At 28.7% G+C, this 18,146-nt stretch carries 17 protein-coding genes and 2 other annotated features; of the genes, 5 read left to right on the top strand and 12 right to left on the bottom strand.

From position 1 onward, the window contains the following. The first annotated feature begins 24 nt into the window (after positions 1-24). Both KQI68_RS05845 and KQI68_RS05850 read left to right on the top strand, forming a co-directional pair. On the top strand, positions 25-318 hold the full coding sequence (locus KQI68_RS05845; RefSeq protein ID WP_216549196.1) for a hypothetical protein: 294 nt from the start codon (positions 25-27) through the stop codon (positions 316-318). A gap of 147 nt (positions 319-465) precedes the next feature. Beyond that, positions 466-2,064 carry a zinc-ribbon domain-containing protein gene (locus KQI68_RS05850; RefSeq protein ID WP_343221672.1) on the top strand — a complete coding sequence of 533 codons (1,599 nt, stop codon included), beginning with the start codon at positions 466-468 and terminating at the stop codon, positions 2,062-2,064. 44 nt (positions 2,065-2,108) lie between these two features. Here the strand turns inward: KQI68_RS05850 and KQI68_RS05855 are convergent, their stop codons facing one another. Further along, on the bottom strand, positions 2,109-2,783 hold the full coding sequence (locus tag KQI68_RS05855; protein WP_216549198.1) for a GNAT family N-acetyltransferase: 675 nt from the start codon (positions 2,781-2,783) through the stop codon (positions 2,109-2,111). A 150-nt stretch (positions 2,784-2,933) separates the two neighbouring features. Next, positions 2,934-3,164, top strand: a binding site (T-box leader). Positions 3,165-3,226: 62 nt separating this feature from the next. Between KQI68_RS05855 and KQI68_RS05860 the strand changes: the two genes are divergently transcribed. Further along, the gene (locus KQI68_RS05860; protein WP_216549199.1) at positions 3,227-4,507 is read left to right on the top strand and encodes an O-acetylhomoserine aminocarboxypropyltransferase/cysteine synthase family protein; all 1,281 of its coding nucleotides are present in this window, start codon (positions 3,227-3,229) and stop codon (positions 4,505-4,507) included. Between the two features lie 27 nt (positions 4,508-4,534). Here the strand turns inward: KQI68_RS05860 and KQI68_RS05865 are convergent, their stop codons facing one another. Together KQI68_RS05865 and KQI68_RS05870 are read right to left on the bottom strand one after the other, a co-directional pair. Further along, positions 4,535-4,930 carry an HIRAN domain-containing protein gene (locus KQI68_RS05865; protein WP_216549200.1) on the bottom strand — a complete coding sequence of 132 codons (396 nt, stop codon included), beginning with the start codon at positions 4,928-4,930 and terminating at the stop codon, positions 4,535-4,537. Continuing rightward, on the bottom strand, positions 4,923-5,732 hold the full coding sequence (locus tag KQI68_RS05870; RefSeq protein ID WP_216549201.1) for a J domain-containing protein: 810 nt from the start codon (positions 5,730-5,732) through the stop codon (positions 4,923-4,925). The genes KQI68_RS05865 and KQI68_RS05870 overlap by 8 nt, the downstream gene beginning before the upstream one ends. Positions 5,733-5,793: 61 nt before the next feature. Between KQI68_RS05870 and KQI68_RS05875 the strand changes: the two genes are divergently transcribed. Beyond that, positions 5,794-6,651 carry a GIY-YIG nuclease family protein gene (locus KQI68_RS05875; RefSeq protein WP_216549202.1) on the top strand — a complete coding sequence of 286 codons (858 nt, stop codon included), beginning with the start codon at positions 5,794-5,796 and terminating at the stop codon, positions 6,649-6,651. Positions 6,652-6,717: 66 nt separating this feature from the next. Here the strand turns inward: KQI68_RS05875 and KQI68_RS05880 are convergent, their stop codons facing one another. Continuing rightward, positions 6,718-8,514, bottom strand: coding sequence for a homoserine O-acetyltransferase/O-succinyltransferase family protein (locus KQI68_RS05880; RefSeq protein WP_216549203.1), 1,797 nt, complete (start codon positions 8,512-8,514; stop codon positions 6,718-6,720). Positions 8,515-8,844: 330 nt separating this feature from the next. After that, on the bottom strand, positions 8,845-9,579 hold the full coding sequence (locus KQI68_RS05885) for an AAA family ATPase (protein WP_216549204.1): 735 nt from the start codon (positions 9,577-9,579) through the stop codon (positions 8,845-8,847). A 107-nt stretch (positions 9,580-9,686) separates the two neighbouring features. Here KQI68_RS05885 and KQI68_RS05890 point away from each other — a divergent pair, with 107 nt between their 5' ends. Continuing rightward, complete coding sequence (locus KQI68_RS05890) at positions 9,687-11,156, top strand: helicase HerA-like domain-containing protein (RefSeq protein ID WP_216549205.1); 1,470 nt, start codon at positions 9,687-9,689, stop codon at positions 11,154-11,156. 110 nt (positions 11,157-11,266) lie between these two features. Here KQI68_RS05890 and trpA read toward each other — a convergent pair whose 3' ends face one another. The 7 genes from trpA to KQI68_RS05925 all read right to left on the bottom strand — a co-directional run bounded on the left by trpA (position 11,267) and on the right by KQI68_RS05925 (position 18,022). Beyond that, the gene (gene trpA / locus KQI68_RS05895; RefSeq protein ID WP_216549206.1) at positions 11,267-12,037 is read right to left on the bottom strand and encodes a tryptophan synthase subunit alpha; all 771 of its coding nucleotides are present in this window, start codon (positions 12,035-12,037) and stop codon (positions 11,267-11,269) included. Further along, positions 12,030-13,211: a tryptophan synthase subunit beta gene (trpB, locus tag KQI68_RS05900; protein WP_216549207.1), complete on the bottom strand. Its 1,182-nt coding sequence runs from the start codon at positions 13,209-13,211 to the stop codon at positions 12,030-12,032. Before trpB ends, trpA begins: the two co-directional genes overlap by 8 nt. After that, positions 13,208-13,810, bottom strand: coding sequence for a phosphoribosylanthranilate isomerase (locus tag KQI68_RS05905; protein WP_216549208.1), 603 nt, complete (start codon positions 13,808-13,810; stop codon positions 13,208-13,210). Before KQI68_RS05905 ends, trpB begins: the two co-directional genes overlap by 4 nt. Further along, the gene (gene trpC, locus KQI68_RS05910) at positions 13,803-14,591 is read right to left on the bottom strand and encodes an indole-3-glycerol phosphate synthase TrpC (protein ID WP_216549209.1); all 789 of its coding nucleotides are present in this window, start codon (positions 14,589-14,591) and stop codon (positions 13,803-13,805) included. Before trpC ends, KQI68_RS05905 begins: the two co-directional genes overlap by 8 nt. Further along, on the bottom strand, positions 14,588-15,604 hold the full coding sequence (trpD, locus tag KQI68_RS05915; protein ID WP_216549210.1) for an anthranilate phosphoribosyltransferase: 1,017 nt from the start codon (positions 15,602-15,604) through the stop codon (positions 14,588-14,590). The genes trpC and trpD overlap by 4 nt, the downstream gene beginning before the upstream one ends. Positions 15,605-15,679: 75 nt before the next feature. After that, positions 15,680-15,918: a binding site (T-box leader), on the bottom strand. Positions 15,919-15,982: 64 nt separating this feature from the next. Continuing rightward, positions 15,983-16,693 (bottom strand): YaaA family protein, encoded by a 711-nt coding sequence (locus KQI68_RS05920; RefSeq protein WP_216549211.1) that lies wholly within the window; start codon positions 16,691-16,693, stop codon positions 15,983-15,985. Beyond that, positions 16,694-18,022, bottom strand: coding sequence for a C1 family peptidase (locus tag KQI68_RS05925; protein WP_216549212.1), 1,329 nt, complete (start codon positions 18,020-18,022; stop codon positions 16,694-16,696). Positions 18,023-18,146 lie beyond the last annotated feature (124 nt).

An 18,146-nucleotide genomic window follows, 5' to 3' on the forward strand; every position in this document is an offset into this window, starting at 1 on the left:
CAAAAAATAGGAGGATTTATTAAAATGAAAAATTTAAAGAAAATAGCAAGCGTTGGAATGATTTCTGCATTAATGTTAGGTATGGTAGCTTGTCAAGGAGCTAACAACAAAGCTGAAGAAGCAGCTAACGCTAAAAACCAAGCAGTAGAAGAACAAGCTGAAGCTAACAAAGCTAAAGTAGAAGCTAACGCTAAAGAAGCAGAAGCTCAAGTTGAAGCTGCTGAAGAAGGAGCAAAAGAAGAAATCAATGCTAAAGCAGATGCAGCTACTACAAATGCACCAGCTGAAGAAGCTGCTGAAGAAGCACCTGCAAAATAATTAATATTTAATTAATAAGAGAAGCCTTAATTGGCTTCTTTTTTTGTACATATATTCTTTTAAAATTGTTTTCAAGAAATGTAAATTCTTGTCAGGTAATTTTAAAAGTATGATATAATAAATATTATAATATTTACGAAAGAAGGTGTGCCTTTGTTTTGTCCAAAATGTGGTCATCCCATATCAAAAGATGATAACTTTTGTTCTTCTTGCGGAGCTAATATTAAAAATGTTCATGTAAAATTTTTACCTAATGACGAGAACATTACTTCCAAGGGAGATACTAACAAAGTTAAAAAGATTAGCGAAGAAACGAGGGTATTTAATCCTAAATCCTTAGATGGAATTGACACTACTGATGACATAAAAAATATTATTGCGCAAGTAGATAAGAAAGTTTCTAAGAATATTGAAAATTATAAGAAAGAAAACTCAAAGTCTAAATCTAATGATGAGGAAATTAAAAAAGAAGCCCAAAAAATAGAAAAACCTAAATCATCTAAAAAAACTAAAGTTGCTGAAGAATCTAAAGATTATGATGAGTATTTTAAAATTAGTCAAAGTGAACTTGTGCGTAGAGTTCAAGAGGAGCTTAAAAAATCTAATTTTGATGAAAATAATCTTATTGAAAATAAAGAAGAGGATTTAGTAGAAAAAGATAATATTGTTCCTGATCCTGAAGAAAAAAAAGAATCTAAGAAATTTTCTTTAAAAGAAAAGTGGCATAATTTTATCAACGAAGATGATGATGAATTTTCAATATTTTCTAAAATTAAAGATGACCCTAAATCTTCAGAAGAAGTTAAAAAAGAAATTACTGATCCTGTCAATACTTCTAAGAAAAACTTTGAAAATACTCTTAGCACACCTAAGATTACGGTTTCTGATATAAATAATAATATTCTAGAAGAAAAAAAATCTGAGACTCCTAAAAGTGTTAAAAAAGAAGAAAAAAATTCTGAAGTAGAGTCTTATATCAAAAAAGAAAGAAAAAAGATTAAAGATTTCTTTAGCTTTAATAAAAATAATGAAGAGAAAAATAAAAATAAAGTAACTGAAAATGCTACTACTAAAATTGATTTGGATAAGGAAATCGAAAAATCCAACAAAGAAACAGTTTTAGAAGATAAACCTAAAAAAGAAAAATCAATTGAAAGCTTTCATAAACTTTCTGAAGATTTTAAAGGAGTATTTGATTTCTTCGAAAAAATTACTACTCCTCTTTCAAATTACATCAAAGAAATTGGTTCCAATGAAAGTAAAATAGTAATTGGTATTGGAGTTTTATTGACAGCCATTTCCTTAGTACTAGGTAATCATGGATTTAGTCCCATACTAATTATATTCTTAGTCTTGAGAATTCTGTTTGACTATGTTGAGTTCTATGTTCCTCTTAATCTTGCAACAGATAGAGACGATATAGACACAAGTTATGATGAAGTTAAATTTAATTCCTTAATAACTTGGATAATTTGTAAAGTTGTTTTATTTATCGGATTTATTGTTTCACCATTTGGCGGATTATTTCACTATACTGAACTTGCAGCACTAACTGCAATGCCAGTTGCAACTCTTGTATTAATTACAATTGCACCAATTATTTCTATCACACTTTATAGAAAACATTTCATTGGAAGATCTAAAATTAACTTTATTGGATGGTATTCAATCGCTTTTATATTATTTGAACTATTATTTAAGATGATTTGGTTTATAATCAATTTCATATTTGTAACATTGTTTTAAAAAGAAAATCTGCTAGAGCAAAAACTCTAACAGATTTTTTTATTTTAAATAATTTTTACTTGTCTAAATAAAATTATACCATCTTCGTCTACTGAAACACCAATATGCTTATCAACGAGCAAATCTTTTATTTTCTCAGTATCCTTGTATGAAACTTTTTCTTCTTTTCCTGTGAATTCAATTTTTATGTCTTCTGATTTTAATAAAATAAATCTATCGTATCCTTCAGGAGATTTTTCATCTGGATACTTTTTCTTTAATTCAACAATTGTATATCCTGATTCCAATGTATTCTTATAAGAATGAGGATTAGTTGGAGAAATAGTAGACATTTTATTTGTGTATTTGGTATTTTCGTACTTTTGTAAAACTTTGTCTCTAGTCACATTTTGAAGATTCATTCCCCTATATTCTTTTAAAACACCTACGCTATCATTAATGATAACAGTATCAGGATCTATATCGAAATGTTTTACATCATATGCTAAATTTTCTTCATCTTTTGGAACATTTAGACTTCTAAAGGCAACTAATTTATTATTGTGATAAACTCCCACTATTGCCCCTCCTCTTTCTAAAAGTCCTAAAAGATCTTCTTTCTCATCCTTAGAAAAGATACTTGAATCATTTATTGATTCATTTATTTTCTCCATTAGTTCTACAACTTCATCTATATTTTCTTCTTCAATAAATTTAAAATCTAATTCTCTAGCTAACATAGACACCTCCAAAAAGATATTAATTAAATAATACAATAAAGCTCAATGTTAATCAATTTAGTTTATTTAAAACAATTTTATTTCCACTTTAATCCTTTGGCTTGACTAAAAATTGGAATTAAATTATAATCTTTGTTAATAATTAATTTATATAAAACTTTGATAAGAAGAGTACAAAGAATTATTTTCTCAAGAGAGATTTCATTTGGTGAGAGAAATTGAAAATAATCTTTGGAACATGGTCTTGGAGTTTTCGCACCGAAGTTATTTAGGCTGCGACAGGTATGCCTGTTATAGCATAAGGGTATTAATACTCAATAAGTCTTATATTGCGAGATATGAGAGAATTAAGGTGGTAACACGAATGCTTTCGTCCTTTGCGGATGAGAGCTTTTTTTATACAAAGCTTTATATAAATTAAAATATATTTAAGGGAGAAATAAATGACTAAGAAAAAATTAGGAACACTTTGTGTTCAAGCTGGATACGAACCAAAGAACGGTGAACCAAGAGTTCTTCCAATTGTTCAATCTACAACATTTAAATACGATTCATCAGAGCAAATGGGAAATTTATTTGATTTAAAAGAATCTGGTTACTTTTACACAAGACTTGCAAATCCGACTAATGATTCAGTTGCTGCAAAGATAACTGCACTTGAAGGTGGTGTCGCTGGTATGCTTACTTCATCTGGTCAAGCTGCAAACTTTTACGCATTACTTAATATTTTAAAAGCCGGAGATCACATTGTTTCATCTTCTGCAATCTATGGCGGAACATATAATTTAATTGCTCACACTATGAATGACCTAGGAATCGAAGCAACTTTTGTTGAACCAGATATTAGTCTTCATGAACTAAATAAAGCTTTTAAAGAAAATACTAAAGCTGTATTTGGAGAAACTCTTTCCAATCCATCACTTCAAATACTAGATATTGAAACTTTTGCAAAGGCAGCTCATGACCACGGAGTTCCTCTAATCGTTGACAATACCTTCCCTACTCCAATATTTTTAAGACCAATTGAATGGGGTGCAGACATTGTAACTCACTCAACTACAAAATACATGAATGGTTTTGCAAATTCAGTTGGAGGAGCTGTTGTTGACTCTGGTAATTTTGACTGGGATAAATATAAGGACAAATACCCATCACTTACTACTCCAGATGAAACTTATCACGGAGTTGTTTTCACAGAAACTTTTGGAAAAGCATCATATATTACAAAAATGACTACAACGCTTATGAGAGACCTTGGAAGTATTCCATCTCCTCAAAATTCCTTTTATTTAGGAATTGGTCTTGAAACTCTTCATTTAAGAATGCCAAAACATTATGAAAATGCACTTGAAGTTGCAAAGTTCTTAAAGAATGATGATAGAATTTCATGGGTTAGTTTCTCTGGACTTGAAGGAGATTCACAATACGAACTTGCACAAAAATATTTGCCAGATGGTTCATGTGGAGTTATTTCCTTTGGTATCAAAGGTGGAAGAGATTCAGCTACTAAATTTATGGATAGCTTAAAACTTGCAGCTGTTGTAACTCATGTTGCTGACTCAAGAACTTGTGTGCTTCATCCAGCAAGTACAACTCACAGACAAATGAATGAAGAAGAGCTTAAAAATGCTGGCATTAGTTCTGATTTAATTAGAATGAGTGTTGGTATAGAAGATGTTGAAGACATCATAGAAGATCTTAAACAAGCTTTAGAAAATCTATAAAAATTACCCCTTAGCATTGCTAGGGGGTTATTCTTTTAGATAAATATTTATTTCTATATAAATCCAATTATTGATATCTTCTTTTTTAATAATTTTACCGAATAATAATTTTCCAGCATCCATAAGTCTTGAGAAAATTATATTGTCTACTTTTGGAACGTAACCTATCTTTTCGCCCTTTACAGTTTCAATTCTTATAGCTTGAGGGTCATATTCATTATCTGGTTCTCTATAAAAATTCAATTTATCGTTTAAATTTAAAGTTTTTTCAATTTTTGAAATATTATCTATGTGACTTGTGCCAGCAATATGAGTTTTAAACAAAAATATTTCAACTTCAAAGGGTTTTGGTAAATCTAAAAGTCCGCCATTGTGAATTATTTTTAATAAATTATCATCATCTTTTTTTATTAAATCACTCATCTAATCGCCTCAACAATAATTCTATATTTTCCATTAGAGTTTCAATAGCAATTTTATAAGATGCGTATTTATAGTTTAATCCTTCGATTCTTTGTAATTTCAAATCTTCATCTTCAAGATAAGACTTTAATATATAAGGATAGGATTTTTTAATCTTTTCTATTTCTTCATTTAGCTTTTCAAGTAATTTTAAAAGTCTATCTCTTTCTTCTTTCAAATTAGAGCTTAGACTACTATCCCCTTCAAAATCTCTATCTTCTTCAATCAAAATATAAAATGTCTCCATTGAAACTAAATCGCATCTTTTATATGCGTCTAAAACATGATGAAAAAGTTCTATCTTTTCTTTAGTTATATTTGGATTTAAATCTGGATGAATTTTTTTTACAATATCTAAATATAGCTTTTTAAGTCTTTTAGAATCTTCATTACAAATAATGGGTAAATCATTTCTTGCCTTGGCATAACTTACATCCTTTAATTTTTTATTTAGCTTTTCTTTATATTCAGAAAATTCTCTTTCAATTTGCTCTTCAATACTATTTAGCTCAACTTTTTCATTTCTATTTATTCTAGCTTGAATTAATTCTTTCTTTCTTTTTAATCTAATGTATTTTATGTATAAGTCGTAAACTTTTAATTCTAAGGTCCCTATTTCAAGCATATACTTCATTTTAATATTTTCACATATTGTATATTTTAAATCATCACGTCTTAAAACCAGGCTTGAAATTTCTTTTTTTAAAACTTTAATCTCTACTTTAAGCTCTCTATCCCCTGGAAATTCGACTAATCCACTCAATTCTCTCCCTCCTGTAATAATATTATACCAAAGTATATGTTAAAATATAGATGGTGTTAATATGAGTTTAAGAGAAAAGTTAAAGGATATTCCCAACTCTCCAGGAGTATATTTATTTTACGCAAATAACAAAATTGTTTATATTGGTAAAAGTAATAATTTAAAGTCTAGAATTCGTTCTTATTTTTCAAATCATCACAGTAGGCGAAAAATTTATATAATGATGGATTTTGTGAATGATTTGAAAATTATAAAATGCGATACTCATTTAGAAGCAAGGCTACTCGAATACGAATTAATTAGAAAGCACTATCCAATATACAATAGTCAATTTAAAAATAAAAAGAATTTATGTTATCTTGAAATCGATAAAGATAAAATGCTCAAAATAAGTGACAATGGATTTGGTCCACTAATAAAAAGTAGAAATATAGATAATTTTATAGAAAATATGAAATACATCTTTCCTATTTCCTGTGACGGAGAGAATTTTATTTTCAAAAAGAATTTATTTCCAAAAAATTTAAATAATGAAGAAAAATCTAAAACTTATGAAAGTCTTAATTTAATTTTTAAAGAAAATTATTTTGAAATATTCAGAAATAATTTAAAAACAGAGATGATTAAATTATCTGAAAATCTAAACTTTGAAGATGCAATATTTTTTAAGAATCTAATAAGAGAATTTGAAATTTTATTTATAAATTATTTTAAGAAAATTGACTTTCATAATAATTCTCATGTTTTTTACAGCGATGATAAAGATTATTTTATTATGACTTACAAGGGAAATATAATTGCAAAAGATAAGACTATAAATTTAGAAAATTATAAAAATATAAATCTCGATGAAATCAAAGAAAATAATGACGAAGAGTATAAAAATATAATTTTCTCAGAATATATAAGTTCAAAATAAAAAACTCCATATGTCTTTTACAGAATGTCGAAAAAGTAAAAATTAAAAAGGACCTCTATGGGTCCTTTAATCTTTTATAATTGTTCCACCATTTTCTGGATCATTTGTGTTTAAAATTTTAATAGTGATATTTTTGCTCTTTACAGGATCAATTGCATCTCCCTGATAAACTTCAGCTCCATTGTCAATTATATCTTTGAGCTGAGAATAGTTGAGCTTATTAATTGTCTTAGCATTAGGATCACTTTTTGGGTCAGATGTCATTATCCCATTTACATCAGTCCAATTTTCGTAGACGCTTGAATCAAGTGCGTATGCGATAAGGCTACCCGTGTAGTCACTTCCGCCTCTTGAAAAAGTTACAATATCTCCACTTCCATTGCTTCCATAAAATCCTGGCACTACCGCTTTTTTATTCTCTCCTATAATTTTCTTTATAGCTTCAGAAGATTTTTCTAAATCAACATGACCATGCTCATCAAAGAAAATTATGTCCTTAGCGTCGATAAAATCATAATCTAAATATTTTGCAAGTAGTTTTGCATTTAGATATTCTCCCCTACTCACTATAAACTCAGGTGAGTTTGACTCTTTAATTTCATCAAATACAAATTTAAGTTCTTCATTCCAAAAATCTTCAAGCTTCAAATCTTCAGCAATTGATAGAAATCTCTTTTTAATCTTTTCAAGTTGAAGTTCTCTATATATTTCTTGTGTTTTTAAATCATCCTCTAGTGATTTCATTATGTTTTTAAGATCTATGATATTTTTATTCTTTTCAGAAAGAGAAATTAATTCATCTGTAATCTTAGTATCTGATTTAAATCTTCTTCCAGGTGCTGAAACAACAATTACATCTCTATCATCCTTAGAGAAAATAATCTTTTTAACTTTTGCAAATTGGCCTGCATCTTTAAGTGAACTTCCACCAAATTTAGATACAGATTTTCCCTTTATTGTGTCAATTGCATAGGGAGTTTCTTGATATACGCAGTAGTTTAGCCAGTTTGAGAAAAATAAGTTTCCAGCTGATCTCCATCTTATTTTGATATCCTTCTTCGGATCATTGTCCTCATAATAGTTTATTGGAGGAGCAATCTTTTTAGACTGAGAAAGATCTCTAATGTATTCGTTGTGAAGGGTATCTTTGTCATATTCCCAGTGTCCAAAGTTAAATACAAATCTGTGATCTTTTGTAGTAACAAGTGAAACTCCAGTATCTTCTCGTGAAGCAAGAACTTCTAAATCAGGATAATCTTCAAATTCTTCAATGTTTACATAAGTGTGTCTTGATGTTGGAATTAAAAATGTATCGTCAAAACCTTTGATTATTTTATTATCTTTAAGTTTATCAAATTCAAAAACTCCAAAGATTTTATGATCAGAAACTTTGTGACCAATATTATAATAATGATAAAGAGCAGCCTGTGCAGACCAACAGATAAACATTGTTGAATATACATTTTCCTTTGCAAATTCAAATATAGTTTTTAACTCATCCCAATATTTTATCTTCTCATAAGCTATAGTTTCAATTGGAGCTCCAGTTATAATCATTGCATCGTATTTATTATTTTTTATATCATCATAAGTTTTGTAAAAGGCCTTTAATCTTTTTAAGTCGCTGTTTTCTGGATTGTAAGATTCCATTCTAACTAAATCTATATTAATTTGAAGTGCAGTATTTGATAGCATTCTTAAGAGTTGAAGTTCAGTTTCTTCTTTTTTAGGCATTAGATTTACAATGGCAATATTAAGAGGTCTGATATCTTGCTGAGCAGCAGATGAATCCCTCATGGTAAAAATATTTTCTCGTTCTAAAACATCTTCAACAATTAAATCCTTAGGTATTATTAATGGCATTTTTTCCTCCTACCAATTTTAAATACAAATTTATAATAAAAAAAGCTTTCATCCATAAAGGACGAAAGCAAATCCGTGTTACCACCTTAGTTCTCTCATATCTCGCAATATGAGACTCTTCGAGTACAATCATACTCTATCGCTGTAACGGGCGAATCCGTACTTATCTAAATATCGACAAGCACTCGAGAAAGACCATGTTCACCCAATTTCATTCTACTTCTTTCACCAAATGAAGCTCTCTGTAATCATTCCAAAGGGTTACTCTTCTTCCTATTGAGTTTCAATATAAATTAATAATATCATTTATTTAAATTTTAGTCAAATTTTTTATTCATCAAATAGTAAGTGAATCATTCTTTCAGGATTATCTAAAAAAGATTTTGTAATTGAATATGTATCAGTCAATTTATATTCTGTTTTTTTAATACCTTCTTCACTAAACTCATAAATATCTGATTCAGGATAAGCAAGTAGTATTGGCGAATGAGTAGCAATTATAAATTGAGAGTTTCTCTTAACTAAATTATTTATAATGCAAAGAAGTGACATTTGTGATGTTGGAGAAAGTGCAGACTCAGGTTCATCAAGGATATAAATTCCATTACCGCTAAATCTATTATTTATTATTGAGCGAAAGCTTTCTCCATGGGATTGCTTGTGAAGTGATTTACCTCCATAATAATTCATAAAACCACTGTTACCTAATTTATCAAGTTCATCAATTTCAGATGCGACATTATAAAAAGATTCTGCTCTTAAAAAAAATCCATCTCTTTCCCTTATTATCCCTCTATTTATATTCATTAAATTTCCAAGTTCTGAATGAGTATCATTTGTAGCAAAATTAAAATTTTTCGACCCACCTTCTGGATTAAATCCCAGTGAAATTGCAATTCCTTCTAACAAAGTCGATTTTCCTGTGCCATTTTCTCCGACAAAAAATGTGACTGACTTTTCAAAAGTCATTTCCTTAAAATTTTTAATTGCAGGTATATCTATAAGATAATCATCCTCTTCAATACCCTCTAAATCAATCCCATTAATCTTTTCCAAATAAATCATAATATCCCTCGAAATTTTATTAATAACATTATACTATATTTTTTAAAATATTTTAGAATATGCCACTCTTTGATATAATAAACTTATGATAATTATGGGAGGATTTTATGAATAAGATTTTAATTGGCAAAGGAAAAAACAAAAATTACCTTCTTTTAAATAAAGTAAATAGACATGGACTTATAAGTGGTGCCACTGGAACTGGTAAAACCGTGAGTCTAAAAATTCTCGTTGAAGGACTTTCAAATGCAGGCGTTCCAACAATACTTGCAGATGTAAAGGGAGATCTTGCAAATATTTCTAAGCCTGGCGAGATGAATGACAATGTTAAAAATAGACTTGATATTATAGGTCCTGAAGAATTTGTTTTTAAAGAATATCCTGTTACAATGTGGGATATTTACGAAAACAAGGGAATTCCTCTAAGAGTTACAGTTTCAGAGATGGGTCCTATTATGCTTTCTAGTATATTGGATTTAAATGACACTCAAATGGGAGTTTTGAATATAATTTTTAAAGTTGCAGATTCAAATGGTCTTTTATTAATCGACTTAAAGGATTTAAAACAAGTGATTAATTTTGTTTCAGAAAATAGAGATGAAATTAGTAAGGAATATGGAAATGTTGCAAGCCAAACTTTATCTGCAATTTCTAGAAAATTATTATTTTTAGAAGATTCAGGTGGAAATTTATTTTTTGGAGAACCTGCTATTAATATTAATGATTTAGTAAGAGTAGATGGTAATTCTAATGGATTTGTAAATATTCTACAAGCTGATAAATTAATATCAAATCCAATTTTATATTCAATGCTTTTACTTTATCTTTTATCAGAAATTTATGAAAACTTCCCTGAAGTTGGTGATTTAGATAAACCAAAGCTTGCATTTTTCTTTGATGAAGCACATTTACTTTTTAATAATTCTCCAAAAGTTTTAAAGGATAAAATTATTCAAGTTGTAAGACTTGTTAGAAGTAAGGGAGTTGGAGTATTTTTTATAACTCAAAATCCTTTAGATATTCCTGAAGAAGTTTCATCTCAACTTGGGAATAGAATAGTTCATCAGTTGAGAGCTTATTCACCTAAAGAATTAAAGGCGATAAATGCTGTTGCTGATACTTTTAGACAAGACGGAAAAATTGACATTAGAGAAGAGCTAATTAATTTGAAAACTGGAGAAGCAATAGTTTCATTTATAGATGAAGATGGATCTCCTACAATCGCCGAAAAATCATTAATAATGCCTCCTCACTCATCTTTTAATGCTTTAACCGATGGTGAGTACGAAAATTTAGTCAAAGGCTCAAATCTATATGCTAAATATAAAGAATCAATTGATAGAGAATCTGCTTATGAGGTTTTAACTGAAAAAATTGCAAGAGATAAGGAATTAAAAGAAAGAGAAGAAGAACTGGCAAAGAGAGAAAAAGAAATTTCTAAAGGAAGCACTAAAAGTTCAAGAAGACAAAAATCTTATATTGACAAGGGGATTGACTCAATGCTTGGTACTATTACAAGAACTATTGGACGTGAAATTGCAAGAGGATTACTTGGCTCAATAAAAAAGAAAAGATAAGCTAATTTTTATCTTCAGATTGTTTTAAAATAAAAAAACCACTATAATAGGAAATCATGTGAATATTATAGTGGGTTTTTTTATATACTTAAGATAATGAGTTAATTTTTTTAATTTATAGCTTGTTTTATTTCTCTTACAAATTCTCCTACATATTTTGGAGATTCTTCTCCATATTCTTTAATAATCTTCATTATAGCCGATCCAATAATTATTCCATCTGAAATACTAGCCATCTTTTTAGCTGACTTTGCATTTGAGATTCCAAAACCAATTGCAGCAGGAATTTTGGAATTTTTTCTAACAGATTTTATAATAGGCTCGAGATTTGTATCAATATTTTTTCTTGTTCCAGTTACACCTAAACTAGATACAATATATATAAAACCTTCGGCTTCTTTTGCTATTTTTTTAATTCTATCTTCAGAAGTTGGAGCTATCATAGAAATTAAATCAATATTATTATTTTTAAAAACTTCATAAAACTCATCTTTTTCTTCATAAGGTAAATCTGGTAAAATAATTCCATCAATTCCAACTTCTTTACATTTTTCTGAAAATTTCTTGCTTCCATATGAAAAAATTACATTTGAATAAGTCATAAAAACTAAAGGAATCGAAATTTCATTTCTCAAATCTTTTACAAATTCGAAGATTTTATCAGTTGTTACTCCACCTTTTAAAGCTCTGTAATTTGCCTCTTGAATAACTGGACCTTCGGCAGTAGGATCTGAAAAAGGAATTCCAAGTTCTATTAAATCCACACCCTTTTCTACCATTTCAAGAATAATTTCTTTCGTAACTTCTAGATTGGGATCCCCACAAGTTATAAAAGCAATAAAAGCTTTTTTATTTTTAAAGGCTTCTTTAATTCTACTCATTTATTTCAACTCCCCTATATCTTGCTATTTGTGCACAGTCCTTATCTCCTCTTCCTGAAAGAGTTACAACAATTATTTTATCCCTATCTAAATTTGGAGCAATCTTTATTGCATAAGCTAGTGCATGAGATGATTCAATAGCAGGAATTATTCCCTCTGTCTTAGAAAGATATTCAAAAGCTTCTACAGCTTCTTCATCAGTTATTGGAACATATTCTGCTCTTTTTATATCGTGTAAATATGCATGCTCAGGTCCTATTCCTGGATAATCAAGACCTGCTGAAATAGAATAAACAGGAGCTATTTGTCCAAACTCATCTTGGCAAAAATATGACTTCATACCATGAAATATTCCTTCTCTTCCAACGGCAATTGTGGCTGCTGTATCTTTTGTGTTAACTCCTCTTCCTGCTGCCTCGCATCCTATTAATTTAACTTCTTTATCATCAATAAAATTGTAAAATGAGCCAATTGCATTAGATCCTCCACCAACACATGCAATTACATAATCAGGAAGTTTATTTTCTTTTTCAAGAATATCTTCTTTTATCTCCTTTGAAATCAAAGCTTGAAAATCTCTTACAATTGTTGGAAAAGGATGCGGACCCATAACAGATCCCAAGCAGTAGTGAGTGTCATCAATTCTTCTAGTCCATTCTCTCATTGCTTCGCTGACGGCATCTTTTAATGTGCCTGTTCCTGATTTTACAGAAATTACATCTGAACCTAAAAGTTTCATTTTATAAACGTTTAGAGATTGCCTTTCTATATCTTCTTCTCCCATAAATACTACACATTCCATATCTAAAAGTGCTGCAGCTGTTGCAGTTGCAACTCCATGTTGACCTGCTCCTGTTTCAGCAATTAATCTTTTCTTTCCCATTTTCTTTGCAAGTAGAGCTTGTCCTAAAACATTATTAATTTTATGAGCACCTGTATGATTTAAATCTTCTCTTTTTAAATAAATTTTAGCTCCGCCAAGTTTTTTTGTAATTTTTTCTGCAAAATATAATTTAGAAGGTCTGTTAGCATACTCTTTAAGAAGGAAATCTAATTCCTTATTAAAACCTTTATCATTTTTATAATATTCATAGGCTTTTTCAAGTTCAATTACAGCATTCATTAGTGTTTCTGGAATATATTGACCACCATGAATTCCAAATTTAGTTTTCATCTTTTTCTCCTAACTATTTCCACAAATTCTTTCATTTTCTCAAAGTCCTTAACATCATTTGTCTCTAATGAAGAAGATGCATCTAATGCATAAGGATTAAATTTATCTATAGCTTCATTTATATTTTCCTTCGATATCCCTCCGGCTAAAAAGAAATTTCTATCAAAAGATTTTATTTTATTCCAATCAAAAGTCTTTCCTGTTCCCTTTCCAGAATCTAATAAGATATAATCTGCAGAAGAATTTTTAGCAAGTTCTAAATCATTTTCACTTTTTACTTCGAAAGCTTTGATAATTTTGTTATTAGTTTTTGATTTTAGTTTAGATATATATTCTTCGGTCTCATCTCCATGAAGTTGAATAATATCAATAATATCTTCATCGATATATCTTAAGATATTTTCAATACTTTCATTTACAAATACACCAACTGATTTTATTTCATTACTGAGTAAGTTTTTAAGTTTTTTAGCTTCTTCTAAACTAACATATCTTTTGCTTTTTTCTGCAAATACAAAACCTATATAATCTAATTTTAAATTATTTGCATAATTAATATCTTCTTCTCTTTTTAATCCGCAAATTTTTATTTTAGTCATTATTACCTCTCAAATAATTTAATTTTTCCTTTTTATCTTCTGCTCTCATTAAGGTTTCTCCGATTAAAACTCCATCTACTCTTATATCAGCTAAAATATCTATATCATCTTTAGTTTTTATTCCACTTTCTGAAACTAATAAAATATTGTCTGGTACTATATTTCTTAAATTTTTTGTATTGTTAGTATTGACGCTAAAGTCTTTTAAATTTCTATTGTTTACACCTATAATCCTGGCTCCAGCATTTATAGCAATTTTACATTCTTCTTCATCATGAACTTCTACTAGAGATGAAAGTCCTAAGAAGTCTGCTATTTCTATAAATCTCTTTAATTTATCAGAATCTAAGAGTGAAACTATTAAGAGTATTGCACTTGCTCCATAAACTTTTGCCTCATAAATCATATATTCATCTACTATAAAGTCTTTTCTAAGACAAGGTATATTCACTTCATTGCTAATTTCTTTTAAATAATCTATACTTCCAAGAAAATAATTTTCTTCTGTCAATACAGATATCATATCTGCTCCTGCTTCTTCGTATTCTTTTGCAATCTTAAGATAATCAAATTCAGAATCTATTATTCCTTTTGATGGAGATGCTTTCTTGCATTCACAAATAAAACTTATCCCTGTTTTTTTTAAAGCTTTTTCGAATTTAAATTCTCCTCTTTCTTTTTCTTTTGCTAATTTTTTTATTTCTTCAAGAGAAACTTTGTTTTTCCTTGAGTTTAAATTCGCCTCTTGATCTTTAACAATTTTTTCTAAAATATTCATCATTTGTTGCTCATTTCTATTAGTTTTTCTAATGTTTCAAAAGCTTTATTTGAATCTATAATATCCTCAGCTATTTTAATACCTTCTTCTAGAGTATTAGCCTTGCCATAAATATAAAATCCTGAAGCAGCATTTAATAGGACTACATTTCTTCTTGGAGATTTTTCTCCTCTTAAAATAGATTTTGTAATATTAGCATTTTCCTTTGCATCTCCACCTTCTAAATCTTCTTTTAAGCAGTATTCAAATCCAAAATCTCTTGGATCTATTTCATATTTTTTAATTTCGTCACCATTTATCTCGCAGACACTAGTGTTAGATGAAAGAGAAATCTCATCAAGCTTATCTTGACCAAAAACTACCATCGCTCTTTTTAATCCTAGATTTTGTAAAACTTTCGCCACAGGCTCTAATAAATACTCATCATAAACACCTAATACTTGATACTTTGGTTTTGCTGGATTAGTTAAAGGTCCTAAGATATTAAATACAGTTCTAAAACCCAATTCCTTTCTCACAGGTCCCACATATTTCATGGATTTGTGATATTGTTGCGCAAATATAAAACATAGACCTATTTTTTCTAAAAGCTCTCTACATTTTTCAGGACTTTGATTAATATTTACTCCAAGTGCTTCAAGGCAATCAGCAGTTCCACTTTTAGAAGATGCTGCTCTATTTCCGTGTTTTGCAATTTTAACACCACCCGCTGCAAGTATTAATGCAGCTGTTGTAGATATATTAAAAGAATTTGATTTGTCTCCTCCAGTTCCAACTATGTCTAAAACTTCAAAATCATGATCTAAAATTTCAGCATGTTCTCTCATTGCTAAGGCAGAACCTGATATCTCATCTATAGTTTCAGCTCTAGCAGACTTTGTAGAAAGCGCAGCTAAATAAGCGGCATTTTGAATACTAGATGATTCTCCATTCATTATTTCATTCATTACATCATAAGCTTCTTCGAAAGTTAAATCTTTTTTGTTTACTATTTTTACAATTGCATCTTTAATCATTTTTCTCTCCTTAATAAATATATTTTTATGAAATTCTATCAAGGAATAAAAAAAGTCCCTGACAGAATATATTCTGCCAAGGACGAATAATCAAAATATCCGCGGTGCCACCTTGTATTCATGGAAATACCACACTCTCCAGGGTACCATCATACCCCTTGCAACTTACGTATGCATACGTCACAGAGTACTAAGTAAAAACTTTTCACTGTGCCCTCAGCGGTCCATTTAATAACTTGTTTCTTATCTAATCTCAGCAACTTAGACTCTCTGTAAAGGCATCATTATTTTTATCTCCGCTTCAACGGTTTATTTTTTATGAAATTGTGTAAATAATATCATTTTTAAAAATTTAAGTCAATAACTATTTTAAATTTTTTAAATTTTATTTTCATAAACATAAAATTTTTCTTTACTATTATCGCTAAATTTATAACCCTCAAATTTAAAATTTTTAAAAATTTCTTCATCAAAAGATTCATTTTTTAAAATATAATTTGCAAGTTGTCCTCTAAGTTTTTTACTTGTAGCTGAGTGAGTCTTTTTATTATTTTCAAAATCATCGTAAAACTCAATCTCAACCCACTCACCCATTTTCTTTTTATCTAAAAGAGTTGAAAATTCTTTTGATGCTAAATTATAAATCCTGCAACCTTTTAACTTATCATTAAAATTTTCTTTTTGAATCTTTTTCAAATTTGTATCTTCAATTTTTAAGTTTTTAGAAAAATCCAATCTATAAGGATTTATTTTATTTTGTGGGCCAACTGGTCCATAAAGAGCGGATAAAATTAATAGATGATTCTTTGTAAAATCATAATGTAGAACTTCAGAATCAAATTGTCTAAATGCCAGTCCATTGTAGGTATCAATTGCATTTTTTGCAGTACTTTTATCAATTTCTTTATATGCAGTAAATACCCTTTGAGCTAGTTCGCTGTCAATTTTAAAAAAATCTGCCAACTCTTCTTTTCTAAATTTTTTAATTTCATTTATAATTTTAAGACTAGTCTCATCTAAATCAATATTTTCCTTACCGCTATTCCAATCCATTTCTTTACTTGGTGATAATATTATTATATTTTTCATTTATCTAACTTTTCCAAAAGCAGTACAAAATGCATCATAAGGACTGTACTCGATTGCTTCTTCATCAAGTCCCTTTAAATATTTTTCATCAACATAATCTTTTTCAATTATTAATTCATAGACATATGAGTCAAACCAAGCATCAGACATTGAGAAAATTCCCTTTTTACCATTTTTTTCTCCCCAAGAATTTTCTACTTTCCACATTTCTGGCTTATCATTTAAAATTTTTACACCAGTTATATTCATTGCATGAGTTGCCATTGATTGACGGGAATCTATTCTATCAGCTTTTGAAAATTCTCCTACAGGAACTAATGTATCATCATAATTATATAAATCTAAGTCTAGAATACCTGATTTTCTATCGCTCATTTTTCCAACATCACAAGCAAACCATGCTGTGTTTCCATCTTTTAAAGATTTAACCATAGCATTCTTCATTTCTTCTGTCGGCACATTTAATCCCCTTAGTCCTTCAAGCTCAACTAAATTTTTTATTTCAGGATTAATAAATACTCTTGCGTACGGATTTCTTTCTCTTGGGTCATTTATAAGTCTTATTTTGTTGTCATAAAATCCATCTAAATACTTTTTATAAAAACTCATAGGTGTCATATTTTTTTCAATGTGGTAATTTTTGTCCTTGTCTTGATATTCAAAATCAAACTTTTCAACTGGCTTTCCAATGCATTTAACCAAGATGTTATAGACTTTTGACAGACATTCTTCTCTTAATTTATCAATCTCTTCATAGCTATTTTCATTTCTTATATCCATGGCATACTTTTTAGTAACTTCTTCAATTCTCAAAAACATTTCACGAGCATTATCAGTGTTAAAGCTTTCACCCATTACATTTTTAGGAACTATACCATATTTATCAATTAATATTTTAAAATACTCAAAGTATCCGCCATCATCTGTTTTAAATTTAAGTGCATCAATTACTTCTCTGCTGTTAATATCCAAATCTTTTGTCTTTATTATCTTATCTAAAAACACATTTGTCTTTTCCATATTGTCATAGAAGTATAAATAACTTTCAGATAATTCAAAATCATCTAAGTTTAAATCTTTCATAATTTTTGGTCTTGCCATATTTAATGCGGCAAACATCCAACATCTTCCTGATTGATTTTGATTTGTTATATTTTTATGATCTATTTCTTCATTAAATAAAAAGTTGTGTTTATTTATAACTCTTTTATTTTTGCTTGCTTCAACAACTCCAACATTTGAAATTGCACCTTCAATGAGGTTATTTTTAATGTCAGAATCATATTGATTTTCAAATTTCTTTAATAATTCACTGTTTAATTTTTGCATTTTATCGCCTCAATTTTATTTTAGTACTTTTAATTTATAAATAATATTATAAGACATATTGATTTAAAATATCAAATTGTCTTTTAAATTTATAAAAAAATTAGCAAAGATAAACTTTGCTAAT

Source organism: Peptoniphilus ovalis (genome assembly GCF_018919265.1).
Lineage (GTDB): Bacteria > Bacillota > Clostridia > Tissierellales > Peptoniphilaceae > Peptoniphilus_A > Peptoniphilus_A ovalis.

Bases quoted from the DNA above. Each gene is read 5' to 3' on its own strand.
- trpA (WP_216549206.1), bottom strand. From the start codon at position 12,037: ATGAGTAGAATTAAAGAAGCCTTTAAAAATAAAAAAGCTTTTATTGCT.
- KQI68_RS05880 (WP_216549203.1), bottom strand. From the start codon at position 8,514: ATGCCATTAATAATACCTAAGGATTTAATTGTTGAAGATGTTTTAGAA.
- trpC (WP_216549209.1), bottom strand. From the start codon at position 14,591: ATGATGAATATTTTAGAAAAAATTGTTAAAGATCAAGAGGCGAATTTA.
- KQI68_RS05890 (WP_216549205.1), top strand. From the start codon at position 9,687: ATGAATAAGATTTTAATTGGCAAAGGAAAAAACAAAAATTACCTTCTT.
- trpD (WP_216549210.1), bottom strand. From the start codon at position 15,604: ATGATTAAAGATGCAATTGTAAAAATAGTAAACAAAAAAGATTTAACT.
- trpB (WP_216549207.1), bottom strand. From the start codon at position 13,211: ATGAAAACTAAATTTGGAATTCATGGTGGTCAATATATTCCAGAAACA.
- KQI68_RS05860 (WP_216549199.1), top strand. From the start codon at position 3,227: ATGACTAAGAAAAAATTAGGAACACTTTGTGTTCAAGCTGGATACGAA.
- KQI68_RS05885 (WP_216549204.1), bottom strand. From the start codon at position 9,579: ATGATTTATTTGGAAAAGATTAATGGGATTGATTTAGAGGGTATTGAA.
- KQI68_RS05920 (WP_216549211.1), bottom strand. From the start codon at position 16,693: ATGAAAAATATAATAATATTATCACCAAGTAAAGAAATGGATTGGAAT.
- KQI68_RS05865 (WP_216549200.1), bottom strand. From the start codon at position 4,930: ATGAGTGATTTAATAAAAAAAGATGATGATAATTTATTAAAAATAATT.
- KQI68_RS05875 (WP_216549202.1), top strand. From the start codon at position 5,794: ATGAGTTTAAGAGAAAAGTTAAAGGATATTCCCAACTCTCCAGGAGTA.
- KQI68_RS05845 (WP_216549196.1), top strand. From the start codon at position 25: ATGAAAAATTTAAAGAAAATAGCAAGCGTTGGAATGATTTCTGCATTA.
- KQI68_RS05925 (WP_216549212.1), bottom strand. From the start codon at position 18,022: ATGCAAAAATTAAACAGTGAATTATTAAAGAAATTTGAAAATCAATAT.
- KQI68_RS05905 (WP_216549208.1), bottom strand. From the start codon at position 13,810: ATGACTAAAATAAAAATTTGCGGATTAAAAAGAGAAGAAGATATTAAT.
- KQI68_RS05855 (WP_216549198.1), bottom strand. From the start codon at position 2,783: ATGTTAGCTAGAGAATTAGATTTTAAATTTATTGAAGAAGAAAATATA.